Annotated in this window: 13 protein-coding genes; 4 read left to right on the top strand and 9 right to left on the bottom strand. The window is 68.6% G+C overall.

Annotation, left to right across the window (positions count from 1 at the left end; all coding sequences use genetic code 11):
- Positions 1 to 61 precede the first annotated feature (61 nt).
- The gene (locus tag VG561_RS17270) at positions 62 to 1,507 is read left to right on the top strand and encodes an FAD-dependent oxidoreductase (protein ID WP_262093415.1); all 1,446 of its coding nucleotides are present in this window, start codon (positions 62 to 64) and stop codon (positions 1,505 to 1,507) included.
- Here the strand turns inward: VG561_RS17270 and VG561_RS17275 are convergent.
- Positions 1,493 to 3,901, bottom strand: coding sequence for an ATP-binding protein (locus VG561_RS17275; protein WP_262093416.1), 2,409 nt, complete (start codon positions 3,899 to 3,901; stop codon positions 1,493 to 1,495). The two genes, VG561_RS17270 and VG561_RS17275, sit on opposite strands and share 15 nt — an antisense overlap.
- A 166-nt stretch (positions 3,902 to 4,067) precedes the next feature.
- On the opposite strand from VG561_RS17275, the gene VG561_RS17280 reads away from it, so the two are divergent.
- Positions 4,068 to 4,934, top strand: coding sequence for a methylglyoxal synthase (locus tag VG561_RS17280; protein ID WP_014035467.1), 867 nt, complete (start codon positions 4,068 to 4,070; stop codon positions 4,932 to 4,934).
- Between the two features lie 324 nt (positions 4,935 to 5,258).
- On the opposite strand, the gene VG561_RS17285 is transcribed toward VG561_RS17280, so the two are convergent.
- The 3 genes from VG561_RS17285 to ttcA are packed head-to-tail and all read right to left on the bottom strand — an operon-like array spanning position 5,259 to position 7,960.
- Positions 5,259 to 6,038, bottom strand: a complete 780-nt coding sequence (locus tag VG561_RS17285) for a M48 family metallopeptidase (protein WP_032962385.1) — start codon at positions 6,036 to 6,038, stop codon at positions 5,259 to 5,261.
- A gap of 59 nt (positions 6,039 to 6,097) precedes the next feature.
- Positions 6,098 to 7,003 (bottom strand): recombination-associated protein RdgC, encoded by a 906-nt coding sequence (locus tag VG561_RS17290; RefSeq protein ID WP_262093418.1) that lies wholly within the window; start codon positions 7,001 to 7,003, stop codon positions 6,098 to 6,100.
- Between the two features lie 36 nt (positions 7,004 to 7,039).
- Positions 7,040 to 7,960 (bottom strand): tRNA 2-thiocytidine(32) synthetase TtcA, encoded by a 921-nt coding sequence (gene ttcA / locus VG561_RS17295; protein ID WP_032962383.1) that lies wholly within the window; start codon positions 7,958 to 7,960, stop codon positions 7,040 to 7,042.
- 91 nt (positions 7,961 to 8,051) lie between these two features.
- Here ttcA and VG561_RS17300 point away from each other — a divergent pair, with 91 nt between their 5' ends.
- A complete protein-coding gene (locus VG561_RS17300) occupies positions 8,052 to 8,255 on the top strand; it encodes a YdcH family protein (protein ID WP_032962381.1) in 204 nt (67 codons plus the stop codon).
- 100 nt (positions 8,256 to 8,355) lie between these two features.
- Here VG561_RS17300 and plsB read toward each other — a convergent pair whose 3' ends face one another.
- The 5 genes from plsB to VG561_RS17325 form a co-directional block, all read right to left on the bottom strand.
- The gene (gene plsB, locus VG561_RS17305; protein WP_032962379.1) at positions 8,356 to 10,992 is read right to left on the bottom strand and encodes a glycerol-3-phosphate 1-O-acyltransferase PlsB; all 2,637 of its coding nucleotides are present in this window, start codon (positions 10,990 to 10,992) and stop codon (positions 8,356 to 8,358) included.
- Entirely contained in the window at positions 10,992 to 11,945 is a 954-nt protein-coding gene (locus VG561_RS17310) for a hypothetical protein (RefSeq protein ID WP_014645453.1), read from the bottom strand. Before VG561_RS17310 ends, plsB begins: the two co-directional genes overlap by 1 nt.
- 316 nt (positions 11,946 to 12,261) lie before the next feature.
- Entirely contained in the window at positions 12,262 to 13,083 is an 822-nt protein-coding gene (locus VG561_RS17315) for a trypsin-like serine protease (protein ID WP_164077854.1), read from the bottom strand.
- Between the two features lie 218 nt (positions 13,084 to 13,301).
- Entirely contained in the window at positions 13,302 to 14,027 is a 726-nt protein-coding gene (pyrF, locus tag VG561_RS17320; protein WP_164077855.1) for an orotidine-5'-phosphate decarboxylase, read from the bottom strand.
- Positions 14,024 to 14,947: a 5'-nucleotidase, lipoprotein e(P4) family gene (locus VG561_RS17325; protein ID WP_032962372.1), complete on the bottom strand. Its 924-nt coding sequence runs from the start codon at positions 14,945 to 14,947 to the stop codon at positions 14,024 to 14,026. Before VG561_RS17325 ends, pyrF begins: the two co-directional genes overlap by 4 nt.
- A 101-nt stretch (positions 14,948 to 15,048) precedes the next feature.
- Between VG561_RS17325 and VG561_RS17330 the strand changes: the two genes are divergently transcribed.
- The gene (locus VG561_RS17330) at positions 15,049 to 15,699 is read left to right on the top strand and encodes a YceH family protein (protein WP_046427683.1); all 651 of its coding nucleotides are present in this window, start codon (positions 15,049 to 15,051) and stop codon (positions 15,697 to 15,699) included.
- Positions 15,700 to 15,708: the final 9 nt, after the last annotated feature.

A 15,708-nucleotide genomic window follows, 5' to 3' on the forward strand; every position in this document is an offset into this window, starting at 1 on the left:
TGTTTTCCGGTAGTGCCGGCCGCTGGCCGGCAGCGTTCCCCCCCGCATTCCAGAGCCCGCCATGAGCCGCAAGCACGCCTTCCAGTTCCTCGACCTGCCCCGCACCATGCCGCAGCGCATCCCGGTGGAACTGCGCACGTCCGGCGACTGGGGCGAGCTGTACGGAAAGTTCGGCAAGGAGGACGCCCAGTACCAGGCGGGCCGCTGCCTGGACTGCGGCAACCCGTACTGCAGCTGGAAGTGCCCGGTGCACAACGCCATTCCGCAGTGGCTGCAGCTGGTGCAGGAGAACCGCATCCACGAAGCCGCCACGCTGTGCCACAGCACCAACCCGCTGCCGGAGGTGTGCGGCCGGGTCTGCCCGCAGGATCGCCTTTGCGAGGGCAGCTGCACGCTGGAAGAGTTCGGTGCGGTCACCATCGGTGCGGTGGAGAAATACATCGTCGATACCGCGCTGGCCAGCGGCTGGCGCCCTGACCTGGGCGCGGTGCAGCCGACCGGCCGCAGCGTGGCGGTGATCGGGGCCGGTCCCGCCGGCCTGGCCTGCGCCGACCGCCTGGCCCGCGCCGGCATTGCCGCGGTGGTCTATGACCGCTACGAGCAGATCGGCGGCCTGCTGCAGTTCGGCATTCCCAGCTTCAAGCTGGACAAGGACGTGATCCACCGGCGCCGCGACGTGCTGGAGGGCATGGGCGTGCAGTTCCGCCTCGGCGTGGAGATCGGCCGCGACCTCAGCGTGCAGCAGCTGCTGGACACCCACGATGCGGTGTTCATCGGTACCGGCGCCTACCGCTACACCGATGGTGGCCTCGACGGCCAGGACCTGAAGGGCGTGCTGCCGGCGCTGCCGTTCCTGGTGCAGAACAGCCGCATCGTCGGCGGCGATGACCCGAAGGGCCGGCCGATTGCCGGCTGGGAAGACACCATCGCCCTGCCCGACCTCAACGGCAAGCGGGTGGTGGTGCTCGGTGGTGGCGATACCGGCATGGACTGCGTGCGCAGCGCGGTGCGCCTCGGCGCGGCCAAGGTCACCTGCTCCTACCGGCGCGACGAAGCCAACATGCCCGGCAGCGCTCGCGAAGTGGCCAATGCGCGCGAAGAGGGCGTGCGCTTCCTGTTCAACCGCCAACCGCTGTCGATCGAAGCCGGCGCCGACGATGAAGTGATCGGCGTGACCGTGGTCGAAACCCGGCTGGGCGAACCCGATGCCAATGGCCGCCAGAACGCCGTGCCGATCGAAGGCAGTGAATCCCTGCTGGAAGCGGACGTGGTGATCATCGCCTTCGGCTTCTCGCCGAGCGTGCCGGCGTGGCTGGCGGACCTGGGGGTGGAAGGCCAGCCCAACGGCCGCATCGTCGCCGGGGGCAAGGACCGCCTGCCGTTCCAGACCGCGCATCCACGCCTGTTCGCCGGTGGCGACGCGGTACGCGGTGCAGACCTGGTGGTGACCGCCGTGGCCGAAGGCCGCGATGCCGCTGCCAGCATCGTCCGCCTACTGGCGCACTGAGTCCGGCAACAGCAGCTCCTCCAGCAGCGCGCGCAGTTCGCACGGCGCCACCGGCTTGGCCAGGAAATGGTCGATGCCCGCATCACGGCAGGCCTCGCGTGTGCGTTCCAGCACACTGGCAGTCAGCGCGACGATCGGCACCTGCGCACGGATGGCACAGGTATCGCCACGGATCGCCCGTGCCAGCGCGAAGCCGTCCATGTGCGGCATATGGCAGTCGGTGATGACCAGATCAAAGGGCTGCGCCTGCCAGGCCTCCCATGCCTGCTGGCCGTCGTCGCAGGCGTGTACCTGCAGCCCCAGCTCGCGCAGGCGCTGTACCAGCAACTGCAGGTTGGTCGGATGGTCTTCAACAACCAGTGCCCGCGCCGGCGGCAGCGGCCGTTGCACGGCCGTCGTGAGCACCGGTACCACCGTCGGTGCCGCACAGGCCGCCAGCACCAGTTCCAGCCATACGGTGGTTCCCTTGCCCGGCACGCTGCGCAGGTGCAGCTGGCCCCCCATCGATGCCGCCAGCTCGCGGCAGATCGACAGGCCCAGCCCACTGCCACCAAAGCGGCGCGTGGTCGAGGTCTCGGCCTGCTCGTAGGCAGCGAATACCGCCTGTTGCCGCTCCATGCTGATGCCCACGCCCGTATCGGTCACCTGCAGGCGCAACCGCTGCCCGCCGTCGCGCTGCTGCAGCACATGGGCCTGCAGCACCACGCTTCCCTGCAGAGTGAACTTGAGTGCATTACCGGCCAGGTTGAACAGGACCTGGCGCAGGCGCAGCCCATCGGCCAGCGACCACTGCTGCAGCATGGGGTCGATCTCGCTGTGCAGGTGCAGGCCGCGGCTGGCCGCGACGGGCATTAACAGCTGCTGCACCGCGCGCACCAGCGCCGCAAGATCGGTCGGCCGCAGCTGCAGTGGCGCTGGCTGCAGGCGCTGGCTGTGCAGCACATCGTCCAGGATCTGCCGCAGCATCTGCGCGGCATCACCCACGGTGGTCAGCACCTGCCGCTGGCCCGCATCCAGGCCACTGGCAGCCAATCGCTCCAGCATGCCCAGCAGGGTACTCATCGGCGTGCGGATCTGGTGGCTCATGGTCGCCAGGAAATGGCTCTTGGCCAGCGCCGCCTGCTCGGCCGCGCGGCGTGCCTCGGCCAGCGCTACTGCACGCGCCTGTGCTTCACTGACATCCAACCAGTAGCCGCTCCACTCCACGCTGCTGTCATCGCACTGCAGCGGTCGTCCCTGTGAGCGGACCCAGCGCCAGCCCTGCGCCGACCGGGTGCGGAACGTAACGTCGATGGGACCGCGCACCAGCGCGGCCGCTTCGATGCACGCCATCACCCGGCTGCGGTCGTCGGCATGCACCGCGGCCAGCAGTTGCAGATGGTCGATCCGCGCAGTCTCCACGCTTACGCCGAACAACGCCTGCACGTCACCGGCGATCTGCGCCAGGCTGTAGTGGCCGGTTGCCGAACGGCGGGCCTGGTAGACCACCGCCGGCAGGTTCGCGGTGACGTCGTGCAACCGCTGCTCCAGCACGCGGCGGCGCACGCTCTCGCGATGCACGCGCCAGTAGCCGAAGGCATGCAGCAGCACGAGCGCGAGCAGGATCAGCGACGCCGGCACCAGCCAGCGCAGCGCCGAACCGGTGAGCCGCGCGCGTGGCCGGTCCGGCAGCCAGGCGCTGCGGCTCGACGCGCGACGTGCATCGCTCTCCTGCAGGAGCCGCTGGTCGAAAGCAGCGACCACCTCGGCACAGGCCGGCACGGCCGCGAGTACCAGTGCATCGCCGAAGCCCGCGGGTGCCGCGATCACCACAGCATCGCCTGGCTCCGCGCGGAGCGCGGCCTCCAGTTCAGCGAGATTGGCGACCACGGCGTCGACCAGCCCGGCACGCAGCAGTGACAGCGCGTGGTCCAGCGGCGCAGGGGCCAGCAGCTGCGCCCCCGGGGCCTGCTCGGCCAGCAATGGCTCCAGCGGCAGCCGGTCCGGGCTGGCCACGCTGCGGCCACGCAGGCCCTCCAGCCCCAGCACCGCAGCGGCGCCCTCGCGCCGCACGATCACCTGCGGCACCTCCAGGTAGGCCCTGCTGGCCACCCAGCCTGTCGGCAGCTGTGCGCGCGGCCAGCCCAGCAGCACCTGGGTGCCGGCCGGCAGTGCTCCCTCGGTAAGTACCGTCGCAGGCAACGGCTTCGCATGCTGCGCCGCCTGCATGCCCAGCAGCGGCAGGTAATCCGCGGCCAGTCCCGCAACCTCGCCCTGCTGGCTGTATGACAGGGGCGGCCGGTCGGAGCGCCATGCCACCTGCAGGGGGCCCGTACAACCGGATGCAGCGGCGATGCCGGGCAGCAACAGCGATGCCATGACGGCGGCGACGGCGCGGCGGCCGGCGACATTCACGGTAGACGTCCTCATTTCGCGGGCAGGAACCACGGCCGCGCAGCGGTACCGCTGCCAGCCACGCTAGCGAGGCAGGCTTCCGCGACAATGAGAAAAATTGGAAAAGCATCCGCATCGGCGAATGCCGACATACACTGCCGCTTCTACCCGTCCTACGGAGCGCTCGATGCGTATCGGCCTGGCTGCCAACCGTCTCCATCACCACGATGCGCGCGCGGCGCTGTTCCGCTGGCTGCGTGCCAGCGAGGCAGGCCTGCGCGAACTGGGGGTGTCACTGCATGCGGTCGGGCGCACCCACGATGCGATCGAACGGCAGGGATTCCTGGCCGGCTACGGCGGCCTGCACCGGTATCCCTACGGGCGCGAGGGGGGCCTGATGAAGCTGGTGGCCGAAGTGGTCGGCATGGGGCCGGAGCGGACACTGGACGGTGCGATCTACCTGATCGACCCGGTCGATCCGTCCTCGGTGTTTCCGGAAGCAACCGCGCTCAAGCGGCAGTGCGTGATCCACGGCAAGCCGTTCATTTCAACCGTGGCCACTGCACGCGACTGGATCGAGGTGGAGCGCATCCACGCCGGGCTGGCTGCCGACACCGGTGCCGACGACCTGCATGCCTTCCAGGGGCAGACGCTGGCGCTGATCGCGCATGATGCGATGAAGCCGGCGATGCTGGCCTTCGCCGATGAACACTTCGATGTGCTGGCCCGGTTTGGCCAACGCGTTGCGACGGGCACCACCGGGCAGCGCTTGAACGAGCTGGCCTGGAGCCGGGGTTGGCCCAGCGATACGCCGTGGGTGACGCGTTACCAGAGTGGCCCGATGGGCGGCGATGCACAGATTGCCGACCGGGTGCTGGAGGGGCGCTGCCAGCGCGCGATCTTCTTCGAGGACCCGCATGTGGCACGCCAGCACGAGGCCGATATCCAGCTGCTGGAGCGCGCGGTGACGACGGTGACCGACCAGGCGGTGTGCATCACGGCGCCGCGGGTGGCGGCACGCTGGGCGGCAGCGGCGGCGTTGCGGGCGGGGTGAGGGTTTCGGCCAACGGCTGAGCCCCTCGTGGTGGGTCGTTCAAATCAGAAGCCGTGCTCTGCCGGGCGGGGTGGATTGCGCAGGGGTCGCTGCAAGTACGTCCTTGCAAGCTCGGTCGCCGCATCCATGCGGCTCACGCCCCTGCGCAACCCACCCCGCCCGGCCACGGACAGTTTCCTGGTGCCCATCACGGAAGAAAGAAGGAAGAGCAGGAGCGGGTCGCGCGCTGCGCGCGCTTTTGTAGAGCCGAGCCATGCTCGGCTGCTGTCGATCGCGAGGGCTGGATATCCGCGCCACGCGCGTCAGCCGAGCATCGGCTCAGCTCTACAGCAGCTGGCGAAGCATCGCCTTCAGCCTGCGCCCTTCCAGCTGGAAGTAGTCGCGCTGCTCGCGCCACGCGGGGAAACGTTGTTCCACTTCGTGCCAGAACGCGGGCGAATGATTCGGCTGGATCAGGTGGCAGAGTTCGTGCACCAGCACATACTCGAATGCTTCAGGGCGCCCCAGCACCAGTGCCAGGTCCAGTGCCATGCTGCCGTCCGGCGCCAGCGAGCCCCACTGCGAAGACATCACCTTCAGCCGCAGGCGGCTGGGTGCACGTGGCAGGGTGGGCAGGTACTTCGGCAGCCAGCGGCCGACATCGGCGCGGGTCTGTGCTTCGTAGAACTCGCGCAGCAGGCGGCGCAGGGTGGCATCGCCGGCACGGGTCGGCCACTGCACGCAGGCGCCGTGTTCGTCGATCTCCAGCCGCGCATAGCGGCCTTCCTGCCAGCGCAGCGGCAACAGGTCGCCGCGCAGTGGCAGCACGCCGTCCTCGCCCGGCTGCAACGGGGCGGGCAGGCCCTGGCTCTGGTACTGGCGCAGCTGCAGCGCCAACCAGTCGCGGTGCTGTTCCAGGAATCGCTCGCCCATCACCAGGCTGGCCCGCGGCGGCAGCGTCAACCGTGCGCCGCGCTCGTCCACGCTCAGCTTGATCCGGCGCGCGCGCGGATCGCGCACGCGCAGCACCTCGATCTCGGCATCCTCCAGGCGCAGGCGAACGGTGTCGCGCTGCACGGTAGCGGGCGGGGTCGGGCTGATCAGGCGGCGCAGCAGACGGCTCATGCGCCCAGCATAGCGCTGCTTCGGGCCGCCGGATGACCGGCGGCCCACAGGGTGCCTGTTCAGTCAGCCTTGCTGAGCTTGAACGCTTCTTCCAGCAACAGGAACAGGCGGCGGATCTCGGCGCTCTGCAGGGCGAAGCGGGCGTCGAACTCGGCGCGGCGGCCGTCTTCGTCGGCATGCTCCAGCTGGTCCAGTGCGCCGTCGAGGAACTTCAGCTTGCGCACGATCAGGTCGTCGCCGATCACGAAGGACAGGTTGTCCTCGAAGATCAGCGCCAGCTTGGTCACCTGCTTGCCGGCGTCCAGGTGCTTGTCGATCTCGTCGCAGCGCAGTTCCTGGTGCTGGCACTTGACCACGGCGCCGCCTTCCACCGGATCCTTCATCTCGCACTCTTCGCCCAGGCTCAGCCCGGTCGGCAGCGGCTCGCCGGCGATCCAGCCGGTCAGGATCGAACGCGGTGCGACTTCGGCGTTCAGCGGCATCGCCGGGAAGCTGCCGAGCAGGCCGCGGATGTCGGACATGAAGTACTCGCCGGTCTTGCGGCTGGAGGTATCCACCGCCACGTAGCCGTGCTGCAGGTCGATGAAGGCATCATTGCGCGAGGACTTCACGAAGGCGCGCGGCAGCAGTTCATGCAGCAGGTCGTCCTTCATCCGCTTGCGCTCGCGGCCACCCGGGCGGCGGCCTTCCTTCTCCTCGATCTCCTCCAGCTTGCGCTCGAGCAGGTCGTTGACCACCGCCGCCGGCAGGATCTTGTCCTCGCCGCCCACGGTCAGCCACAGGTGTTCGGCGATGCGGTGGGAGAGCACTTCCTTCTCCTCGCGGCCGAACGGCGAGATGAAGCCGCGCGAATTCATTTCCAGCGCGCCGACCGGCTTCAGCAGGGCGTGCGGCAGCAGGGTGTCGACTTCGGAAAAATCGGTGGTGGTCGGGAAACGGAAGAACGTCAGGTTGCGAAAGAACATGGAATTCCGGATGGCGAAGAGGAAGGGCGCCCGACCTTAAACGGTGGGCGTCTCGGGATCTGCGTCGGCGTCGGCCGGGGAGCCGGCCAGCCAGGCATGGGCGTCGGGCAGCGGCGCGTCGTCGCGACGGCCCAGCGCCATGAAGTCGAACAGGGTGGTGTCGGCCAGCTGCGAGGGCCGGACTTCACCCATGGCGCGCGCGATCTGCTCGATGCGGCCCGGGTGGTCCTTTTCCCATTGCTTCAGCATCAGGCCGACCTGGCGGCGCTGCAGGTTCTCCTGGCTGCCGCACAGGTTGCAGGGAATGATCGGGAACCGGCGTGCCTGCGCGTACTCGACGATGTCACTCTCGCGCACGTAGGCCAGCGGCCGGATCACCACGTGCCTGCCGTCGTCGCTGCGCAGCTTCGGCGGCATGCCCGACAGCTTGGCGTGGTGGAACAGGTTCATGAAGAACGTGGCCACCATGTCGTCGCGGTGGTGGCCCAGCGCGATCTTGGTGAAGCCATGGGTCTCGGCGTAGTTGTACAGCGCGCCACGACGCAGGCGCGAGCACAGCGAACACATGGTCTTGCCTTCCGGGATGACCCGGCTGACCACCGAATAGGTGTCCTGCTCGATGATGTGGTACGGCACGCCCAGGCCTGCCAGGTATTCCGGCAGCACGTGCTCGGGGAAGTCCGGCTGCTTCTGGTCCAGGTTCACCGCCACCAGCTCGAACGGCACCGGCGCCTTCTTCTGCAGCTGCAGCAGCACGTCCAGCAGGGTGTAGCTGTCCTTGCCGCCGGACAGGCACACCATGACCTTGTCGCCGGCCTCGATCATGCCGAAGTCGGCAATCGCCTCGCCGACCTGGCGGCGCAGGCGCTTGGCCAGCTTGTGCTGCTCGCGCTCGGCCACGCGCGGATCGCGGGCGGCGCGCGGTGGGGGATCGGGAAGGGAAATCACGGCACTCATGGGTTCCATTCTAACGGCTCGGAGCCGCCCCGGCCGGGGATCGGGATTCCCCTCTCCCGGCGGTCATCATCGCTGTGTATGCTCGGAGGCTGTGGACACCTACAGCCCCGCCGAGATCGTCGAGCGCCTCGTCGCCCTGCGCGCCGAGCACCGCCTGCTGGATGAACAGATCACCCGCATGGCCGCCAACGGCGAGGACGAGCTGGAGTCCAAGCGCCTGAAGCGGCGCAAGCTGCAGCTGAAGGACTGCATCGCCAGGCTGGAAAGCCTGCAGATTCCCGACGAGCCGGCCTGAGCGGTGGCCCATCCACGCATGGCGTGGACCTACTGCTTCGCCCCGGTAGATGCCAACCTTGGTTGGCATGTCGTTCGCCGGGCAGGACCCGGCGCTGCCTTCAATCCTGCGGCGCAGGCTCGTCCGGGCGGGCCGCTTCCGGGCTGACCCGTTCGATGGTGTGGCGCAGCTCACGGCCCAGGATGAACTTGGCATCCTTGGCCCAGGCATCCAGGCGCTCGTCGAACAGCAGCTTGCTGTTCTCGTCCGGCCACACCAGGCGCAGTTCGCGCAGCTTCTGGATGAAGCCACGGAACAGGGACTTGTCGAAGAACTCCGGCGCGGCCGGCGCATAGAGCAGGCTCAGCCGCTGCGCGGCCTGCTGGCACAGGCTTTCCAGCTCGGCAGCGCCGAGCACGCCGGGGCCGTTCTTCACCAGCACCGAGATGGCAATGTAATAGCGCTCGAACGCCTGCTGCAGCGAATGGCCGATCGCGCGCAGGCGGAACACCTCGTCGGTCTGCCCGGTGTTGCGCGCCAGGATGCCGCCGTCGTCATCGTTGACGTTCTGCAGCAGGCCCTCGCGCACGAACACATCGATGGTCCGGTCGATGCGCTGGGCGAACTCGTCCTCGCTCCACGGCAGGAACAGCTCGGCCTGGAGGAACGGGTACACCGTACGGCCCAGCTGGACCAGGCCGGTGCGGCTCATGCGGCGGTTGTTCTGGAAGCAGCAGGCCACCCACGACGAGGCGGTGAACAGGTGCACCACGTTGTTGCGGAAGTAGCTCAGCAGCACTGCGGTGTCGCCACTGACGCTGAGCACATCGCCCAGCGGGTGCTTGATGCGGGTGAGGACGTTGATTTCCTCGGCGTGGGCGATGATCCGCTCCGGCGAGTGCGGCGTCACCGTCACCCGGTCCGAGTACGGCATCTCGACCAGCAGGGTCTTGCACAGTTCGATCTGCGCGATCAGGTCGGCCTCGCCCATCGCGTGCTTCGGCGTGGACAGCAGGGCCAGCGCCAGCAGGTTGATCGGGTTGACGTCGGCGGCGCCATTGATGCGCACCTGGATGCGTTCGGCCAGCGTGTCCACCGTGGTCGACAGCCAGGCAGGCTTTTCGTCCTCGGACACCGCCTCGCCCTTCCACTCCGGCGCCTTCTCGGCCAGCACGTCGTTCAGCGCGATCGGCTCGCCGAAGTTCACCACCACCTGGCCATAGTTCTGCTTGAGCACCTTGGGGATGCCCCACAGCAGCGACCAGATCGATTCCTTTTCCTTCGGCCGGCCGGACAGTTCGTCCAGGTAGCTGCCGCCTTCCATCAGCTTCTCGTAGCCGATGTAGATGGGCTGGAACAGCACCGGCTTGCGCGGCTGGCGCAGGAACGCGCGCAGCGTCATCGAGATCATGCCGCCCTTGGGCTGCAGCAGCCGGCCGGTACGCGAGCGGCCGCCTTCGACGAAGTACTCCAGCGAGTAGCCGCCGGCCACCAGCTGCGCGACGTATTCGCTGAGCACCGCCGAGTACAGCGCGTTGCCACGGATCGAGCGGCGGATGAAGAATGCACCGCCCTTGCGCAGCAGGGTGCCGACCACCGGCAGGTTCAGGTTGATGCCGGCCACGATGTGCGGCGGCACGATGCCACGGTCGTACAGCAGGTAGGACAGCAGCAGGTAGTCCATGTGGCTGCGGTGGCTGGGCACGTAGACCACTTCGTGCCCCGGCGCGGCGGCCTTGAACTTGTCCAGGTGGTGCACCAGCACGCCCGCATAGATGCGGTTCCACACGTGGCTGAGCATGAAGCTGGCCGAGCGCACTACCGGGCTGGAATAGTCCGCAGCGATTTCCCAGGCGTAGGCGTGTGCCTTCTTCCAGGCATCGGCCGGCTTTGAGTTGTCGCGCTTGGCCTGTGCGGCGATCGCTTCGCGTACCGGCTCGGCGGCCAGCACCTGGTCCACCAGCAGGCGCCGGGTCGACAGGTCGGGGCCGATCACCGATTCACGGATGCGTCGGAAGTGCGTACGCAGCACGCGCTGCAGCTTGCGCACCGTGCGCTCCGGCTCCAGGCCTTCATCCACGGTGTTGCGCAGGGAGATCGGCGGGGCGAAGCGGACGATGGTGCTGCGGCCGTTGAGCAGCACCGCCAGCAGGCGACGGAAGCGGCCGACCAGTGCCCAGTTTTCCGAGAACAGCACCGCGAACCAACCGCTCTGCTTGTCCGGGGCGCGGCCGACGAAGATCGACACCGGCACCAGGTGCACGTCCAGGTCATCGCGCACGCGGTGCGCCTGCAGGACCTTGGCCAGCGAGTCGGAGTGGGTCTTGGCGCCGCGCTGCTCGGGAATCAGCGAGTTGCTGGAGCTGCGCCGCGACAGCGCCAGGTAGGCGCGCTTGCGGCCGGTCGGGTCACCGGCCAGCGGCACCAGCGGCGACGGCAGGCCGGCCTGGCGGCAGGCCTTGTCCAGGATCAGCGCGTTGGACAGGCCGTAGTCTTCCAGCACGTACATGACCGGGCGGCCATCGTTGTACTGGCCCGGGTCTTCCGGTTCGATCTTCAGCGACAGCCACGGCTCGACCAGGCGGCCGAGCAGGCGAGCCCACAGCGGGCGGCGGCCGGCCGGACGCGCGTGCGCGGGCGGCGGTACCGGGTTCGGGCCGGTACCGGTCGAGGGGGACGCCGGCACCGTATCGGCGGGCGTCGACTGGGATTCTTCGCCGGGGAACGGCAGCGGGTTCTGTTTCGACATCGGCGCCATTATGGCTTAGGCGGCGGCGTTGCCGCTTCCCCACCTTCGGCGGGGGCTTCAGCGGCTGCCGGCGACGCAGCCGCGCGGGCCGCGTCGGCCTTGCGCAGCAGCGCGTCGGTGTCGGCCAGGGTACGGGTCAGGTACCAGTGGCCCTCGCGCCGGCTCAGTGGCAGCTGCAGGCTCATCTCGCGGCCGGCCAGGTCGTAGTGCAGGCGTACCAGCGCATTGTCGCCTTCCACCGAGAGCAGCTCGCCCCGTACGCTGCGAAGCGCGTCATCCACGCCCAGCCCGTAGCTGCCAAGCACCGCCTTGAGGGTGTGGATGAACGGCGCCAGCTGCTGCAGGCTGCCCTCCATGCCAGCCGCCTGCAGGCCAGCCTCGTCATCGAAGCCGACCTTGCCGGCCGCGCCGACCAGCGCGGCGATGGTGCTGCGTGCACGGGCGCGGTCACTGATCGGCGCGCCCTGCGCCCAAACGGCAAGGGTTTCGACCAGGGCGATGTAATGGGCCTGCTGGCCGGGCGTGTAGCCCTTCTGATGGCGCAGGTACTGCACCCCGAAATTGCCCATCGACTGCGCGGCCTGGCGCACGGCGCTGGCCTGGCCGGCCAGCTGGCGGTCGAAGCTGCGCTGCAGTTCGGTGCTGGCATCGGGCTTGCGCAGCGCGGCCAGCATCGGCAGCAGCTGGTCCCCCAGCGGCAGCTCGGTCAGCGGCCACTGGCTGTGTCCCTCCGCCCAGGCCTGCTGCAGCCGCTGATACTGGCCTGGCGGTACCGACAGCTTTGCGTAGCCGACCAGATCATCTTCGGCCAGGCGCAACGCCATCGCCTGCACCGCAGCCACCGGCTCGGCCGCTGGCCTGGCCGGATCGTTCACAGACTCGCGGCATGCCGCAACGGCCAGCAGCAGCATCGCCGCCAGCCCCCATCCACGCGCAGACCTTCCTCGCACCGCCACGCTCATGCACTCGGACTCCCCGGACCGGCCCGCATCTTGCGGCCTGCGACGTGACAGCGGCAAGCCGGGCGGTCACGTTTCCAACCAAGGGGGTCAGATCCCTTCTGCCGGCAGGCAGAAGGGATCTGACCCCAGAACCACCAGCGGGATAAAAAAAGAGCCCGGATCACGGGGATCACAGGCTCTTCAAACCGGCACGGGGCCGGAGGACAGTGTTGTGGCACATGTCCGGTCCGAGGACCGGATGGCGGCGATCCTACGCTGCCCTTCAAGTTAAGGCAACACTTCACGTAATGCCATGTATGTATTTGATTTTATTGAATCAATCGTGCTGCCAGACGGATTCAATGAAATCTACGGCGTGTTTTTCGGCGATTCGGGCATAAATCCCCGGATAGCCGGCCAGCGCGCAGCCCTCGCCCCAGCTGACGATGCCGAACTGGGTCCAGCCCTCACGCAGGCGCAGCAGCAGCGGCCCGCCGGAGTCCCCCTGGCAGCTGTCGATGCCCTCGCGGCCGGCGCAGATCACCTTGCCGCGCGACAGTTCCCCGCCGTAGGCCTGCTGGCATTCATCGAATGCCACGAACGGCACCTGCACGGTCTGCAGCTGGGTCGGGTAGACCCGGCCATCGCCGATGTCGGTGTCGCCCCAGCCGATCACGGTGAATTCGCGGCCCGGCTTGAGATAACTGGCGTCGGGCCGCAGCCGCAGCGCCACCGGCTGTGCACCGTCCAGGGGGGCGTTGAGCTGGATCAGGGCCACGTCGTGCTCCAGCGAGTTGCCGCTGTTGAATGCCGGATGGACGTGGATCGCCTTGACGTTGGAGGCGCGGGGCGAGGCTTCGGTCGACAGGGCCGCCGCGTTGCCGACGATGGCGATGCCGCCCGGCGCTTCCCCCTGCATGCAGTGCGCGGCGGTCAGCACCCACGAAGGCGAGATGAGGGTGCCCCCGCAGAAGTGGCGGTCATGATCCGAATCGCCGTCGAAGATGCCCTGGATGCTGACCATGAACGGGTACTCGCCAGCCGGCGCTGCTTCACCGCCGATGATGCGCGGTGCTTCGCGCACCTGTGGCGCAGCGAAGGCGGGTACGGCGGACGCGGCCAACAACAGGCCGATGAACAAAGAGGTGCTGCGATACATATCCCTGTACTCCTCTATCAATGGTTGGAACCGGCGCGGCCGCGGTCCGTGCCGGTGCATCGATTGGGAAGCAGGGATGAAGCCTGCAGCGCGAACGCGCGCACAGTTTCGGTGCAATGCGCTGCCTGCGACAGTCGCAGGCCAACAATTGCGAACGCCATCCCGCATGGATCGGAATGGCGTTCGTGGTGCCGGCGTGACCGGCGTCAGCGGTGGGCTCAGCGTGCAGCCAGAGCCGACGCGATTTCCTGCTGGATTGCCCGCGCAGCGGCCTGCGGATCAGCCGCCAGGCGGATCGGGCGTCCGACCACGATGGCGTCGGCGCCATCGGCGAAGGCCTGGGCCACGCCAACGGTGCGCTTCTGGTCATCGCCGACCGGACCACCGGGACGGATGCCCGGACAGACGATCGAGAACCCGCTACCGGTCGCGGCACGGATCGGTGCAGCCTCCTGGCCCGAGGCGATCACGCCATCGACGCCCGCTGCCTGGGCGGCCAACGCGCGTTCGACCACCACGTCCACCGGCTCGCGGTCGACGCCCATCTGCGCCAGATCGGCGCGCCCCATCGAGGTCAGCACGGTCACCGCCAGCAGGCGCATGTCGCTGCTGTTGGCGGCCGCGCAGGCCTCCATCATCGCCGGGTGCCAGCCATGGATGGTGGCGTAGCTGACCGGCCACTGCGACAGGCGCTTGATCACCGCTGCAGCGGTCGCCGGGATGTCGAAGAACTTCAGGTCGACGAACACGCGCTTGTCGCGGCGGGCCAGCTCGTCCAGCACGTGGAAGTACTCGCCGGAGGCGAGCAGTTCCATGCCGATCTTGTAGAACGCCACGCTGTCACCAAGGCGATCGACCCAGTCCAGTGCCTGCACGCGATCAGGTACGTCCAGCGCGAAGATCAGGCGCTCATCGGCGCGCAACGGCAGCGGTGCGCGGCTCACGGGGCGTAGTCCAGGGCGGCGCGCTTGGCGTCGTGGCGGGCCTGGCGCGACTGGCTGTAGTCGTTGTTGAACTGCGCCGGCTCGAAGCCCCCGTAGGTCGGGTTCGGCAGCATCCACCAGCGCTCGCCGAACCAGTCGTGGTACTGCTGCAGCAGCGCGTCACGGCCGTCGTTGGTGTTGGCGGTCACTTCGACGAAGTCACCCAGCTGGTCGCCGAACTGCATCAGCACGCGGTACTTCTGCCCTGCCAGGCGGCGGCGGCAGTTCTTCTCGCTGCCGGCCTGCTCGCAGCCCGGCACCACCGTGCCCAGGCCAAGGAACACGCTGTCGTCGGCCACCGGCAGGCCCTGCTCGCGCAGGTTGGCCAGGGTCGCGTCCTTCAGGTGCACGGCGCGGTTGGAGATGTAGAGCAGGGTCACGCCCTTGGCATTGGCGGCCTTGGCGAAGTCGACCACGCCCGGGATCGCCTTGGCCTTCTTTTCGGCTACCCACTGGTCCCAGGTCAGTTCGTCGTATTCCTTGCCGTCGCGCACCAGGCGCGCCTGGTAGGGCGAGTTGTCCAGCACGGTCTCGTCCACGTCCAGCACCACGGCCGGCTTCAGGCCCTTGGCGTCGTTGCCGCGCTCTTCCGGCACCAGCGCATCCCAGTGGGCTTCCTTCAACGCCGCATCCAGGTGGTCGGCGGCGGCGCGGTAGGTCTGCTCGGTGATCGCCCTGTACTCCTGCGCGCGCTGCATCCACAGCACTGCGTTGAGGTTGTCGTTGGCGGTGGCATCGAGCGCGCCGTCGGCCTTGGCGGCGGCAGCGGGCGCCTGCGGGGCCGCGGCTTCGGCGGCGGGCGCCTCCACGCGCTTGCAGGCGGACAGGCCCAGCGCCGCAGTGGCGAGCAGGGTCAGGGACAGGGAAACGGGACGACGCATGGATTCACCGGCAATCAGATATACCGGCGCATTTTACCGGCAAAGCCGGCCCCGGGACGGCTATGCTTGGCGGTTGACCCGTTGCCCTTCCGGAGGCCGCCATGACCGATTCCGCCCAGACCCCTGACGTCCCCCTGCTCGACGCCGTGCAGGCCCGCCTGCTGGGCTGCCTGGTGGAGAAGGAGGCGACCACCCCGGACACCTACCCGCTGACGGTCAACGCCGCCCAATCGGCGGCCAACCAGAAGACCGCGCGCGAGCCGGTGATGAACGTGGACGCTGGTAGCGTGCAGCACGCGCTGCGCCAGCTGGAGGCGTTGGGCCTGGCCCGCCAGCACTTCTCCTCGCGCGCCGATCGCTACGAACACCGCCTGCAGGCCGCGCTGGACCTGACCCGGCAGCAGACCGTGCTGCTGGCGCTGCTGCTGCTGCGCGGTCCACAGACGCTGGGCGAGCTGGTCACGCGCAGCGAGCGCCTGCACCGCTTCGCCGACACCGACGAAGCCCGCCATGCCATCGAGCGCCTGCAGCAGCGTGCCCTGCTGGTAGTGCTGCCGCGTGCCAGTGGCCAGCGCGAAGACCGCTACATGCACCTGCTGTGCGGCGAGGTGGATGGCGCGGCGCTGGCGGCGAAGTACGCCAGCAGCAGCGGCAGCAGCGATGCGGCCGACCCGGGCCTGGCCGAGCGCGTGGCCCAGCTGGAAGCGGCCGTGGCCGAGCTGCAGGCACAGCTGGCCGAACTGCGCGTCTGAAGCAATCTA

The organism is Stenotrophomonas sp. CASM110 (genome assembly GCF_049384345.1).
Taxonomy (GTDB): Bacteria; Pseudomonadota; Gammaproteobacteria; order Xanthomonadales; family Xanthomonadaceae; genus Stenotrophomonas; species Stenotrophomonas muris.

Bases quoted from the DNA above. Each gene is read 5' to 3' on its own strand.
- VG561_RS17285 (WP_032962385.1), bottom strand. From the start codon at position 6,038: ATGAGCCGTCTGCTGCGCCGCCTGATCAGCCCGACCCCGCCCGCTACC.
- VG561_RS17330 (WP_046427683.1), top strand. From the start codon at position 15,049: ATGACCGATTCCGCCCAGACCCCTGACGTCCCCCTGCTCGACGCCGTG.
- ttcA (WP_032962383.1), bottom strand. From the start codon at position 7,960: ATGAGTGCCGTGATTTCCCTTCCCGATCCCCCACCGCGCGCCGCCCGC.
- VG561_RS17270 (WP_262093415.1), top strand. From the start codon at position 62: ATGAGCCGCAAGCACGCCTTCCAGTTCCTCGACCTGCCCCGCACCATG.
- VG561_RS17315 (WP_164077854.1), bottom strand. From the start codon at position 13,083: ATGTATCGCAGCACCTCTTTGTTCATCGGCCTGTTGTTGGCCGCGTCC.
- plsB (WP_032962379.1), bottom strand. From the start codon at position 10,992: ATGGCGCCGATGTCGAAACAGAACCCGCTGCCGTTCCCCGGCGAAGAA.
- VG561_RS17310 (WP_014645453.1), bottom strand. From the start codon at position 11,945: ATGAGCGTGGCGGTGCGAGGAAGGTCTGCGCGTGGATGGGGGCTGGCG.
- VG561_RS17290 (WP_262093418.1), bottom strand. From the start codon at position 7,003: ATGTTCTTTCGCAACCTGACGTTCTTCCGTTTCCCGACCACCACCGAT.
- VG561_RS17280 (WP_014035467.1), top strand. From the start codon at position 4,068: ATGCGTATCGGCCTGGCTGCCAACCGTCTCCATCACCACGATGCGCGC.
- VG561_RS17325 (WP_032962372.1), bottom strand. From the start codon at position 14,947: ATGCGTCGTCCCGTTTCCCTGTCCCTGACCCTGCTCGCCACTGCGGCG.